At 73.1% G+C, this 11,978-nt stretch carries 14 protein-coding genes; 6 read left to right on the forward strand and 8 right to left on the reverse strand.

Annotated elements, in window-relative coordinates:
* Nucleotides 1–36 precede the first annotated feature (36 nt).
* Nucleotides 37–879, forward strand: a complete 843-nt coding sequence (locus ACQPZZ_RS27645) for a tyrosinase family protein (protein WP_432923798.1) — start codon at nt 37–39, stop codon at nt 877–879.
* Nucleotides 880–977: 98 nt separating this feature from the next.
* On the opposite strand, the gene ACQPZZ_RS27650 is transcribed toward ACQPZZ_RS27645, so the two are convergent.
* From ACQPZZ_RS27650 to ACQPZZ_RS27670, 5 genes are all read right to left on the reverse strand, one after another.
* Entirely contained in the window at nt 978–1,241 is a 264-nt protein-coding gene (locus ACQPZZ_RS27650; protein WP_363638691.1) for a hypothetical protein, read from the reverse strand.
* A 129-nt stretch (nt 1,242–1,370) separates the two neighbouring features.
* Nucleotides 1,371–1,538 carry a hypothetical protein gene (locus ACQPZZ_RS27655; protein WP_363638689.1) on the reverse strand — a complete coding sequence of 56 codons (168 nt, stop codon included), beginning with the start codon at nt 1,536–1,538 and terminating at the stop codon, nt 1,371–1,373.
* Between the two features lie 298 nt (nt 1,539–1,836).
* On the reverse strand, nt 1,837–2,103 hold the full coding sequence (locus ACQPZZ_RS27660; protein WP_432923800.1) for a hypothetical protein: 267 nt from the start codon (nt 2,101–2,103) through the stop codon (nt 1,837–1,839).
* A 304-nt stretch (nt 2,104–2,407) separates the two neighbouring features.
* Nucleotides 2,408–3,421, reverse strand: coding sequence for a non-homologous end-joining DNA ligase (gene ligD, locus ACQPZZ_RS27665; protein WP_432923802.1), 1,014 nt, complete (start codon nt 3,419–3,421; stop codon nt 2,408–2,410).
* 10 nt (nt 3,422–3,431) lie between these two features.
* Nucleotides 3,432–3,623, reverse strand: a complete 192-nt coding sequence (locus ACQPZZ_RS27670; protein ID WP_432923804.1) for a hypothetical protein — start codon at nt 3,621–3,623, stop codon at nt 3,432–3,434.
* A 205-nt stretch (nt 3,624–3,828) separates the two neighbouring features.
* On the opposite strand from ACQPZZ_RS27670, the gene msrB reads away from it, so the two are divergent.
* Nucleotides 3,829–4,230, forward strand: a complete 402-nt coding sequence (gene msrB, locus ACQPZZ_RS27675) for a peptide-methionine (R)-S-oxide reductase MsrB (protein WP_363638681.1) — start codon at nt 3,829–3,831, stop codon at nt 4,228–4,230.
* A 3-nt stretch (nt 4,231–4,233) separates the two neighbouring features.
* Here the strand turns inward: msrB and ACQPZZ_RS27680 are convergent, their stop codons facing one another.
* Nucleotides 4,234–4,758: a hypothetical protein gene (locus ACQPZZ_RS27680; protein ID WP_432923806.1), complete on the reverse strand. Its 525-nt coding sequence runs from the start codon at nt 4,756–4,758 to the stop codon at nt 4,234–4,236.
* Between the two features lie 236 nt (nt 4,759–4,994).
* On the opposite strand from ACQPZZ_RS27680, the gene ACQPZZ_RS27685 reads away from it, so the two are divergent.
* The 3 genes from ACQPZZ_RS27685 (at nt 4,995) to ACQPZZ_RS27695 (ending at nt 8,257) form a co-directional block, all read left to right on the forward strand.
* Entirely contained in the window at nt 4,995–6,842 is a 1,848-nt protein-coding gene (locus ACQPZZ_RS27685; protein ID WP_432923808.1) for a sensor histidine kinase, read from the forward strand.
* Nucleotides 6,839–7,504 (forward strand): response regulator, encoded by a 666-nt coding sequence (locus ACQPZZ_RS27690; protein ID WP_432923810.1) that lies wholly within the window; start codon nt 6,839–6,841, stop codon nt 7,502–7,504. Before ACQPZZ_RS27685 ends, ACQPZZ_RS27690 begins: the two co-directional genes overlap by 4 nt.
* A gap of 120 nt (nt 7,505–7,624) precedes the next feature.
* Complete coding sequence (locus ACQPZZ_RS27695; RefSeq protein WP_432923812.1) at nt 7,625–8,257, forward strand: hypothetical protein; 633 nt, start codon at nt 7,625–7,627, stop codon at nt 8,255–8,257.
* Here the strand turns inward: ACQPZZ_RS27695 and hemQ are convergent.
* Nucleotides 8,229–8,930 (reverse strand): hydrogen peroxide-dependent heme synthase, encoded by a 702-nt coding sequence (gene hemQ, locus ACQPZZ_RS27700; protein WP_432923814.1) that lies wholly within the window; start codon nt 8,928–8,930, stop codon nt 8,229–8,231. The genes ACQPZZ_RS27695 and hemQ overlap by 29 nt on opposite strands.
* A gap of 84 nt (nt 8,931–9,014) precedes the next feature.
* Complete coding sequence (gene hemG, locus ACQPZZ_RS27705; protein WP_432923816.1) at nt 9,015–10,448, reverse strand: protoporphyrinogen oxidase; 1,434 nt, start codon at nt 10,446–10,448, stop codon at nt 9,015–9,017.
* A gap of 277 nt (nt 10,449–10,725) precedes the next feature.
* On the opposite strand from hemG, the gene ACQPZZ_RS27710 reads away from it, so the two are divergent.
* Nucleotides 10,726–11,904, forward strand: coding sequence for an ROK family protein (locus ACQPZZ_RS27710; protein ID WP_432923818.1), 1,179 nt, complete (start codon nt 10,726–10,728; stop codon nt 11,902–11,904).
* Nucleotides 11,905–11,978 lie beyond the last annotated feature (74 nt).

An 11,978-nucleotide genomic window follows, 5' to 3' on the forward strand; every position in this document is an offset into this window, starting at 1 on the left:
CTGGGGGCGGAGATGCGCGGGCCGAGCAGGCGGGAAGTGCTGGCATCGGCGGTGTGGGGCACGGCGGCGATCGCGTCCGGGGTGCGCGGGACGGCGGCGTACGCGGACCCGCCCCGGCCGCCGGCCCGCCGGCGGGTCCGTGACATGAGCACGCAGCAGTGGGAGGCGTTCGTCCGGGCCGTGCGCGCCCTGAAGGCGCGGGGAACCTACGACGCGCTGGTCAAGGCCTACGCGGACGACTTCTCGGCCACCCACGCCAACGGCTTCTTCCTGCCCTGGCAGCGCCGATACCTCCTGGATTTCGAGCGGGAGCTTCAGCGCGTCGATCCGTCCGTGTCCGTGCCCTACTGGGACTGGCCGCTCGACGGCCGGGCGCCGCAGCGCTCGGCGGTGTTGTCGAAGGCGTATTTCGGGGGAAACGGAAGCGCCACGCGTGATCAGGCCGTGCTCGACGGCGCGTTCGCCGGGTGGACCGCCAAAGTTCCGCGGGTCCATCCGCTCCGGCGTTCCTATGCCGACGGCGAGAAGATCCCCGCATGGGCCTCCTCCGAGCTCATCGCGAACATGCTGAAAAATCCGGATTTTCAGGTGTTCAACATGCAACTGGAGATCCATATGGGCGCGGTGCAGATGGGCATCGGGGGCGACCTGGCCCAGTCCGCCGCCCCGAACGACCCCCTGTTCTGGCCCGTCGCCTGCTTCGGCGACCTGCTGTGGCACATGTGGCGCTCGCGCCATCCCGACGCCCCGGTCCGGTCGGCGTACGGGAACGTCACCGAGGAGAGCCGCCTGCCGCGGTACGGCGACACGGTCGCGGCCGTCCTGGACGTCGAGAGGCTGGGCTACCGCTATGACGACGTGTGGCCGCGGACGCGCTGAGCCGCGCGTGGCGGGCCCCGGCGGTGTGGCCCCGCCCTCGGACAGGGCAGGGCCACACGCGGGCCGGCAGCGGCAGGACCGGCGGCCGCGGCCGCGCGTCAGGCCCTGGTGGACGTCGTGGCGCGGGCCCGGCCGGTCGCCTGGCCGACGGTCTCCCGCTCCCTCTCCTGCCTCTCCTGCGCACGCGCGGTCCTGGACAGGTCGTCCAGCTCGTGCGCGGTCTCCTCGAACTCCTGCGCGGCCTCCCGGCTCATCCTGCTGACGAGCCTGCGACCACGGACGGCCATGTCCTCATACACCTCGCCGGCCTTGGCCAGGGCGTAGGGGCCGACGCCGGCGAGGGCGCAGAACGGCTTGGACATCGTGATCCTTTTGACCGGTGTTGTCACTTGGTCACTCTCCATACGTATCGGTCTAGCGAGTTTCCGCCTGGTCCAGCTCAGGGGAAAACGGCCCGCCTCCTCGTCGGACGCGCGGCCGGAGACCCGGTGTCAGGAAGGTGGCGTGCCGACGGACGCCATCCCGGACCTGATGTTGTCGGCGGCCTGCGCCGGGCTGATGTCCGCGGCCCTGGATGCCTTCTCCAGATCCGCCCAGGTGATGTGGTCGGGATTCCCGTGGTCGTCGTCAGGCTCGCCGCAGCCGCAGCTCAGGCACATCCGGTTGTCTCCCCCCGCTCGGTCTTGTGCAAGGCGGCCCCGCCCTCGGCAGCGGTACGAGGGCGGGGCTCTTGGGTGTTCCAGGTTCGTCCGTACGCGGTCTTGCCCGGGGATGAGCGCCCGCTCCCCCGTCGGCGAGCGCTCGCCAGGACCATCCCCGCACCCGTCTCCAGGGACACCGCGCGGTGATGCAAGAGCCGATCAAGAGCGGAGACAGGCGGACAAAAACGTCGCGTCCGCGATCACCAAGCAACGGCTCGCGGCCCGGCAGAGCGCGTCGTGGCGTGAGCGGATGTGGTCAGAGGCCGAACATCGGGCGGCACGCTGTCATCCCGTCGACTCTTGCCGCCCGCCCGTTCCGCTGCGCCCACTTCTGCCTGGTGAGCCGCAGACGATCGGAAACCACGGCCTCGTCGCCGCGGGCGTCGACCGAGATGCCGTCGTGCTCGTAGCCGAGTTTGCGGGACACGCCCTGAGAGGCGTGGTTGTCCTGGAACACCTCGGTACGCGCGGCACGTGCGTCGAGGTGGTCGAAGGCCAGGGTTCGGGACCGCCGTCGGTCCACGGCGTCAAGAACGGGCGCTCGTCTGCCCGGTGTACGCCTCTGCCTGCGAGGTTCGCGAGCTCCGCCAGCTCTGCCTCGCGCGGCAGGCGGAGTTCGAGCCGTTGTGTGACGATGGTCAGGCCGTATTGGGGCCACAGGTCAGCAAGCACGGGCCGGATCATCACGCTCGGTCCACGCCCCGCAACCGAATTACCGCCGGGATCAGGATGCCGGCGGCATGTGAGCGCATCTCCATCGAATGCGGCATCGCCCCGTACGGGACGCAGTGCAGGGAACCGCGGCAGGCCATGCGCGTGCCGGCGGGTCATTCGACGGCTTTCTCCCCGCCGGCCGGCCTGGCCTTGCTGGGCTGGACGCGCCTCGGCTCGCCGGGCATCTTCGGATAGTTCGGCGGATACGGCATGTCGCCCCGGTCGTCGGCGTCGTACCACTCCAGCAGCGTGCCGATGTCGTGGGCCCGGTCGTCGATCGCCCGCTGCACGTCGCCCAGCCTGGCGAACCGCTCCGGCATCGTCTTGAGGTCGAAGTCGCCCGGGTCGCAGCCGGCCAGCTCCTCCCACGTCACGGGGGCGGAGACCCTGCCGTCGGGCCGCGCCCGGACCGAGTAGGCGGCCACCACCGTGCGGTCGCGGGCGTTCTGGTTGTAGTCGATGAAGACCTTCTCCCCCCGCTCCTCCTTCCACCAGGCGCTCGTCGCGAGGTCCGAGCGCCGCTCGACCTCGCGGGCGAAGGCGATCGCGGCGTACCGCACCTCGGTGAAGGTCCAGCGGGGCTCGATGCGCACGTGCACGTGGATGCCGCGGCTGCCCGAGGTCTTGGGGAAGCCCGTCATGCCCAGCTCGCCGAGGATCTCCTTGGCCGTGAAGGCCACCGCGCGGGCCTGCTCGAACGAGGTGCCGGGCTGCGGGTCGATGTCGATGCGCAGCTCGTCGGGGTGGTCGAGGTCGCCGCGCCGGGCGTGCCACGGATGGAAGTCGATCGTGCCGAGGTTGGCGCACCACGCGACGGCCGCCACCTCCGTCGGGCAGAACGCGTCGGCGGTGCGCCCACTCGGGAAGCGCACGGTGACGGTCTCGATCCAGTCCGGATGCCGGGGCATCCGCTTCTGGTAGATCGCCTCCGTGCCGACGCCGTCGGGGTGCCGCTTGAGGTAGGTCGGCCGTTCCCGCAGGGCGCGCAGCACGCCGTCCCCCACGCTCACGTAGTACTCCACCAGATCGCGCTTGGTGGCGCCGATCTCCGGGAAGTAGACCTTGTCCGGATTGGTGACCTTGACCGTGCGGCCACCCACCTCTATCTCGATGTACGGCGAAGCCATGGACGTGACCCTACCCGGAGAAGGTGGTCCGTCCCGGGCTGCCGACGGCGGCCGGACCGGGCGCTCCCACGGCCGCGCTCTCGCGGCGCGGCTCGTGGTCGCGTACGGCGCGCTCGCGTTCGGACGGCGCCGCACGCGACGGGACGGACCACGACGGCCGCCCGCGGGCGGCCTCCTCTCGCCGTCCGGCGGCGTCCAGCACGGGTCGGGTGCTTCGCCGCCCTGACGGCGGTGCGGGCGACCACCGCCGCGCGGGTACGGCGATCAGCCCTCTCATCGGTGAAGACGCAGGAAGACCCGGGAAAGGATGCTTCGCACCGAGAACCCGTGCGGGGAAGATCTCAGGCGTCCGGGGAGTTCATGAGTTCGTAATCCCGCGAGGGGCCGCCGAAGGCAGGGTGATACGCATGGAAAAGGTCATCAAGAGCGACGCCGAGTGGCGCGCGCAACTGTCCCCCGAGGAGTACCGGGTGCTCCGGCAGGCGGGGACGGAGCGGCCGTTCAGCGGCGAGTACGTCGACACGAAGACCGTCGGCGTCTACTCCTGCCGCGCCTGTGGAACGGAGCTGTTCCGGTCGGAGACCAAGTTCGAGTCGCACTGCGGCTGGCCGTCGTTCTACGAACCGTCGGAGTCGGACGCCGTGACCCTGCACGAGGACGACTCGCTGGGGATGCGCCGTGTGGAGGTCCGCTGCGCCCGCTGCGACTCGCACCTCGGGCACGTGTTCCACGGCGAGGGCTATCCCACGCCGACCGACGACCGGTACTGCATCAACTCCGTCTGCCTGACCCTGCGGCCGGCCGAGTGAGGCTCACTTCGGCTTGGGGTAGGTGACCCGGCAGTCGTCGTCGTCCGGGCCGAGGACGTTGGCGAGGACGGGATTGCCGTTCTCGCCGAACCGGGACTGGACGAACACCACGGGGTTGGCCTCCCCCCGCTCGGCCAGGTACTCCAGGCCGCGCTTGCACAGGGTGATCGCGGCCTTGGAGTTGTCGGCGTTCTCCGGCAGGTTCGTGTAGATGCGCAGGTAGCCGCCGGTGGTGCGGATGTCCTTGACCCGCTTGGCCGTCTTGTCGGTCCACCTGCTGCGGAAGTAGGCCTCCGCCTTCTTGTCGGTGTACTTCGACGGTCCCGACGCCTTCTCGGCCGCCTTCTTGTCCCGCTTGTCGTCGGCCTTCTTGCCGGTGTCGACGCTCGCGACGGTCAGCTCGCCGGCCGGGGAGGCCTGCGGCGCGGGCGCGGCGACCGCGCGCTCGGGGGCCGCCGCGTCCGAACGCGACAACGGCCAGGCGATCGCGACGGCTCCGACGGCGAAGGCGGCCACCCCGAGGGACACCTCGACGACGTGTGAACGGGCCCGCCTCCTGCGGCGGCGCCCCCTGGAACGTGCCAGCCCGCTTGCCACTCTGCCTCACATGAACGTCGATCCTTCGTCACAGTATGGCAAAGACTTCACGCGGCCAAGACCGTTTCCACTGCTTCGTGCGAGATCCACCACAATGTCCCTTCTGAACGGGTCATGGTCCCCGCCGTTCGGAGGGAGAAAGGGGCCGTTCGGAGAGGGAGGGTGCGGTGCCCGCCGTCGTGTCCTGGCTCGTGTTCGGGCTGGCCTGCGTCCTGGTCACGGCCGGCGGGGCGCTGGGCGGCGCCGACCCCGTGGACGCGGCGGTCGCGCTCGGCTTCACCCCGCTCGGCGCCTATCTGGTGGCCCGTCGCAAGGGCGGCGCCGTCGGTCCCTGCTCGCTCGTGACCGTGCTCGGCGCCGTCGCCTACTTCGCCGACTCCTACTCCGCACGGCCCGGCCTGCCGGGCGCCCGCTGGGCCGCCTGGGTGGGCACGTGGGCCTGGGCCCCCGCGCTGCTGACCGTGGGCGGCGTCCTGCTGCTGCTCGTGCCGGACGGCCGCCTGCCCGGGCGGGCCTGGCGGCCGGTGGCCGTGACAGGGGCGACCGCCACGGCGGCGTTCACGGTCGTGGCCGCACTCGTGCCGGAGGGCGCGGGCCGGCCGTTCGCGGTCGAGGCCCTGGCGCCGGCGCGGGACGCACTGCCGGTGGTCGTCGTGATCCTGGCCGCGACCTCGCTCGCCTGCGCCGCCGGGCTCGTCGTCCGTACGGCGAGGGCGCAGGGCGAGGAGCGCACCCAGCTGCTGTGGATCTGCCTCGGCGCCGCCGCGTTCGTGGCGGGGGTCTTCCTGCCGGCCGTCACCCGGCTGCCCGCCGCCGGCGTGCCGTTCATCCTGGCCCTGCCGGCCTGCGTCGGGGTGGCGATGCTCCGCCACGACCTGTACGCGACCGGCCCGTGGCTGCGCCGCGTGCTGACCCTGGGGCTGCTGGCGGGGGCGCTGGCCCTGCTGTACCTCACGGTCGACGGGCTCACCGGGGCGCACGTCGCCGCAGCGGTGGCGGTGGCGGTCGCGGTCGAGCCGCTGCACCGCTGGCTGCGCCGGGCCTCCGGCCGCATCCTGTACGGCGGCGGACCCGACCCCGAGGCCGTCCACGCCCGGCTGGGCGCCCGCCTGGCCGCGACCTCGGAGCCCGGGGAGATCCTGGCCGCCGTCGCCGACGCCGTGGCCGAGGCGACCCGGGCCCCCTACGTACGGGCCGAACTGGGCGCGCCCGGCGAGCCGCTGAAGGTCGTGGAGCGGGGCACTCCCGCCCCGCTCGGCGTGTCGGTGCCGCTGCGCTTCCAGGACGAGGTCCTCGGCACCCTGGGGTCGTCGGAAGGCGACGCACGGGCGCTCGCCCCGCTCGCTTCCCACGCCGGGGCCGCGCTCGCCGCCGCCCACCGCGCCGCGGCGCTGCAGCGTTCGCGGGCGCTGCTGGTCACCGCGAGGGAGGAGGAACGGCGGCGGATCAGCAGGGACCTGCACGACGGGCTGGGCGCCTTCCTCGCGGGCATCGGCTTCACGGTGGACGCGGCGGGCAACGCGCTGAAGGCCGACCCCGAGCGGGCCCGCGGCCTGCTGACCCAGATCAGGACCCAGGTGGCCGAGGCGGGCGCGGGCGTACGCCGCCTGGTGCGGGGGCTGCGGCCGCCGGAGCTGGCGCAGCTCGGCCTGGCCGGCGCCGTCGAGCACACCGCGGCGACGCTGGGCGACGGCGGGGTGGAGATCGAGATCGCGGCCGGGGACGTGAGCGGCCTGCCGGCCGCCGTGGAGGTCACCGCCTATCTGGTGGCCCGCGAGGCGATGACCAACGCGGTGCGTCACGGCGCGCCCCGCCGCTGCGCGGTGCGGCTGGGCCGGGCCGCGGACGGCTTCGAGCTGAGCGTGCGCGACGACGGACGGGGACTCGGGCCGGAGGCCGTCCCGGGAGTCGGGCTGACCTCCATGCGGGAGCGGGTGGAGGAACTGGACGGAACGCTGACGATCGGAGCCGCCGCGGGCGGCGGAACGGTGGTGACCGCGTGGATTCCCCTGTGAACGGACATGTGATCGGGCATGTGATCAGGCTGCTCGTCGTCGACGACCATCCGGTGGTCCGCGACGGCCTCGGGGCGCTGATGTCGACCGTGGAGGGCATCGAGGTCGTCGCGGTGGCCGAGGACGGCCTCCGGGCGCTCGCCGCCGTCCGCGAGCACTCCCCCGACGTCGTGCTGATGGACATCGCGATGCCGGGCATGGACGGCATCGAGGCGACCCGGCGCCTGTCGGCGGGACCCCGCCCACCCAGCGTGATCATGCTCACGATGTCGGACGACGACCTGTCGCTGCTGGCGGCCGTCCGCGCGGGCGCGAGGGGCTACCTGCTCAAGAACGCCGCCCAGGACGACGTGATCGCGGCGGTGCGGGCGGCGGCCCGGGGCCAGGCCGTCTTCGGGACCGGCGCGGCCGAGGCCGTGATCAAGCTGCTGCACGCGCCGCCCCGCGTGTCCCCGCGGCCGTTCCCCGCGCTCACCGACCGGGAGTACGAGATCCTCGAACTCGTCGCGCTGGGCCTGGGCAACCAGGCGATCGGGGCGCGTCTGGGCGTCAGCCCGAAGACCGTGGCCAACACGGTCTCCGGTGTGCTGGTCAAGCTCGGCGTGCGCGACCGGGCCGAGGCGGTCGCCGCCGCCCGCTCGGCGGGGCTCGCGCCGGGCTGAGCCCGGCCCCCGCGGCTCGGGAGGCGTTCCCGGGCCGACGGGAACATCGGCTCCTGCCTTCGGGATCGGCGCGGTCCGAACCTGGACGGGTAACGACAGCCCATCCCGGAGGAGATCCTCATGGACGCCACCACATCGCCACGCCCGGCCCGCCAGGACGGGCCGCAGGGCCGGGACGAGCCGGACGGCGCGGCGGTCCCGTCCGCCGCGCCCGGCCGGATCGCCGCGCTCGCCGCCGCTCCCCTCCTCGCCGCCGCGGCGGCGCTGGCGCTCGGGGTGACGCAGATCCTGCACACGCAGACGGTGCCGTTCGCCTCCGTGGGCGACTACGTCTGCGAGGGCGCGTACGCCCTCCACCTGACGGCGGCGGTCGCCGCAGTCCTGGCCCTGCGCCGCGTCGGCCGCCCGGAGCCGGGCTGGGGGCGGATCGGCGACGCCGGGGCGCTGCTGTACGGCCTCGGCCACGCGGTCGTGGCGGTCCCGGTGACCGCCACCTTCGTCCTCGCCACGAACCCGCCAGACCCGCTCGGCGCGCTGTACGCGCCGGGGATCGTGCTGTGGATGGCCGGCCTGGTCCCGCTGGCGATCGCGGTCTTCCGCTCGGCGCCGGTTCCCCGCGCGGTCGCCGTCGTCCTCCCGGCGACGCTGCCGCTGGCGATGGCGCTCGGCGCGGCGGGCCCCCTCGTCGAGGCCCTCACCTGGGGCGTCCTGGCGTTCGCGATCGTCAGGGCAGCGCGGCGACGAGTTCGCTGACCGGCTTGCGGGTGCCCGTGTAGAAGGGGATCTCGATCCTGGTGTGCCGCCTCGCCTCGGCTCCGCGCAGGTGGCGCATCAGGTCGACGATGCGGTGCAGTTCGTCGGCTTCGAAGGCCAGCATCCACTCGTAGTCGTTGAGCGCGAAGCAGGCGACCGTGTTCGACCGCACATCGGGGTAGTCACGGGCCATCTTCCCGTGCTCGGCGAGCATCCTGCGGCGCTCGGAGTCCTCCAGCAGGTACCACTCCAGGGACCGTACGAAGGGGTAGACGCACACGAAGCCCTTGGGCTCCTCGTCGGCGAGGAAGGCCGGGATGTGGGACTTGTTGAACTCGGCCGGGCGGTGCAGGGCCATGGCCGACCAGACCGGCTCGCTCGCGCGCCCGAGGGCGGTGCGGCGGAAGCGGGTGTAGGTCTCCTGCAGGTCCTCGGCAGAGGGCGCGTGCCACCAGAACATGAAGTCGGCGTCGGCGCGGAACCCGGCCACGTCGTAGCAGCCGCGGGTCGTCACGTCCTTGCCCGCCGCCTGCGCGAGCAGTTCCTCGACCTCGTCGGCCACGCCCTCGCGGGCGGCGGGAAGCCGGTCGCGCAGCCGGAAGACCGACCACATGGTGTAGCGGATGACCAGGTTGAGATCGCGTGCCTTGGGGCGCGGGGCGGGCTCCGTCATGCCTCCATTCTGCCGGTACGGCGCGGTGGTCCGGCCGCCGGGTACCGCCGCTCGGGCGGACCGGCGGCCGGTGGCCGCGCCCGGTCAGGCGTCCTGGGCCGGTGCCGCGTCCCGGGTCTCCCGCAGGTGCTCGAGGACGAGTCCGGCGGCGGTGCGGGCGCTGGCGACGCAGGCCGGGATGCCCACACCGTCGTAGGCGGCACCGCAGACGGCGAGACCGGGCTGCCCGGCGATCGCGGCGCGCACGCGGGCGATCCGGTCGAGGTGGCCCACGTCGTACTGCGGGAGCGCGCCGCCCCAGCGGGTCACCCGGGTGTCCAGCGGCAGGCCCCGCACGCCCATGACCTCGGCCATCTCGTTCGTCGCGAGGGCCGTCAGCTCGGCGTCGTCGCGCTGGAGCACGAGCTCCTCGCCCAGGCGGCCGACCGAGCACCGCACGATGACGACGTCGCGGTCGGCCTCGGCCAGGTGGGGCCATTTGACGCTGCTGAACGTCGCGGCCTTGACCGGCCTGCCCTCGACCGGCGGCACGAGGTAGCCGCTGCCCTCCGGCTGCTCGGGGAAGGCGGTCCTGGGGTAGGCGAGGGTGACGATCGCCATGCTGGCGTACTCGATGCCGGCCAGTTCCGCCGCCGCCTTCGGCACCTCGCGCCGCAGCAGGCGGGAGGCGGGCCGCGCGGGGACCGCCAGGACGACGGCGTCGGCGTCGATCACCTCTTCGTCCCGGGTGGGACCGGCGATCAGCCGCCAGCCGTCCGGCGTACGGATCAGCTCGCGCACGGTGACACCGGTGCGTATCTGCGCGCCCGACTCCTTGGCCACCGCGGCGGGCAGGGCGCCCAGGCCGCTCCTGAGCGTGGTGAAGACCGGTCCGGCGTCCGCGGGCGCCTCCGCGGCGATGCTCCTGGCCGCCTGCAGCAGCGACCGCTCGGTGCGGGCGACGGCGGCGATCCGCGGCATGGTGGCGTCCAGCGACAGAGTGTCGGCCCGGCCCGCGTACACGCCGCCGAGCAGCGGCTCGACCAGCCGGTCGACGACCTCGCTCCCCATCCGGGCCCGGATGTACGCCGCCACGGAGACGTCGCCGGTCACGAGCGTGGGCGGCAGGAACTGGTCGAGGGGCACCCGGGCGAGCCCGGCCGGCGACAGGACGCCCGAGCGCGCGAGGGCGACCACGTCCGAGGGGACGCCCATCACCTGCTGCCGGGGCAGCGGGCGCAGCGACCCGCGCGACAGGACGGAGGCCCGGGTCGTGCCGGGGTCCACCAGGTCGTCGCCGAGCCCGGCGAGCCGGGCCAGTTCCTTGCCCTCGGGCCGCCGCGCGAGCATCGACTCGGCGCCCGCGTCGACCTCGATCCCCGCCACCTGTGAGGCGTACAGCTTGCCGCCCGTTCTCGGCGCCGCCTCCAGCACGGTGATCCGCAGGCCGGCGTCGGCCCGGTTCAGGTGCAGCGCCGCGGCCAGACCCGCGATGCCCCCGCCGACGACGACCACATGGCGACCCGCAATCCCGTCCATGGGGCAAAGCTACCGGCCCGTAGACGCGGGTTCCGAACCGGCGCGGGGCGTGTCCGCCGCAATACCGGAAGCCGGGCCCCCACTGCACGAACACAGATAGTCACGTACCGGAACATTGACCCGCAAAGCCGCCCGGAAGGCAAGATTCTCAGAAACTTTTCACGTATAGGGCAAAAAGTAAGGGTTCGCTGTAATAAAGTTGATGCCGTAAGAGCAGAAGTAGAGTCACTTCTGGCACGCACCCCGATTCCCCGATGCGAAGAGCGGCGTGAAGCGAATGACGGCTCGCCCCGAGAACCCGCACCAGGCGCGGCTCCTGCGCCTCCTGCGTCAGGACGGCGCGCGTTCGCGCGCCGAACTCGGCGAGGTGGCCCGTCTGTCGCCGTCGAGGCTCGCCCTCGAACTCGACCGGCTCGGCAAACTGGAGCTCCTGGAATCCGGCGGGCTCGCGGCCTCGCGGGGCGGCCGCAGGTCGGGCATCGTCCGGATAGCGTCGCACCTGCGTTTCGTCGGCATCGACATCGGCGCCACGTCCATCGACGTGGGGGTGACCAACGGCGAGCTGGAGGTGCTCGGCCACCTGTCGAAGCCGGCGGACGTGCGGGACGGCCCCGAGGCGGTGCTGGAGCAGGCCCTCGAGCTCGTCGGCAAACTGCGGACCGGCGAGACGACCGAGATCCACGGTGTCGGGATCGGAGTTCCCGGTCCGGTGAGCTTTCTCGAAAGGACACCGGTCTCGCCCCCGATCATGCCGGGCTGGGACCGGTTCCCCGTGCGGGAGACGCTGAGCCGGGAGTTCGGCTGCCCGGTGCTCGTGGACAACGACGTGAACATCATGGCGCTCGGCGAGCTGCACGCGGGCCTCGCCAGGGCCGTCGGCGACTTCCTGCTCGTGAAGATCGGCACCGGCATCGGCTGCGGCATCGTGGTCGACGGCGAGATCTACCGTGGGGTCACCGGCAGCGCCGGCGACATCGGCCACATCCGGGTGTCCGACGACGGTCCCCTGTGCACCTGCGGCAACACCGGCTGCCTGGAGGCGTACTTCGGCGGCGCGGCGCTGGCCCGCGACGCCCTGGCCGCGGCGGAGTCGGGCGACTCCCCCTTCCTCGCGGAACGGCTCACCCATGAGGGCGCGCTGACCGCGGAGGACGTCGCCGCGGCGGCGGCCTCGGGCGACGCCGCCGCCGTCCGGATGGTTCGCGAGGGCGGCCGGCACATGGGCATGGTGCTCGCGTCGCTCGTGAGCTTCTTCAACCCCGGCCTGGTGATCATCGGAGGCGGCGTCGCCGGCCTGGGTCACGCGCTGCTCGCGGAGATCCGCAGCGTCGTCTACCAGCGCTCGCTGCCGCTGGCGACCGGCAACCTGCCCATCGTCTTGTCCGAACTCGGCGACGCGGCCGGGATCATCGGCGCGACCCGGCTCATCAGCGACCACGTCTTCTCCGCCGAGTGAGCCGCGGGCGTCCGAGGAGCCCCGCCGCACGCGACGGCCGCCGCCCCGTGGGGGCGGCGGCCGTTTCCACGCTC

This window comes from Microbispora sp. CA-135349, assembly GCF_050947365.1.
Classification (GTDB): Bacteria; Actinomycetota; Actinomycetes; order Streptosporangiales; family Streptosporangiaceae; genus Microbispora.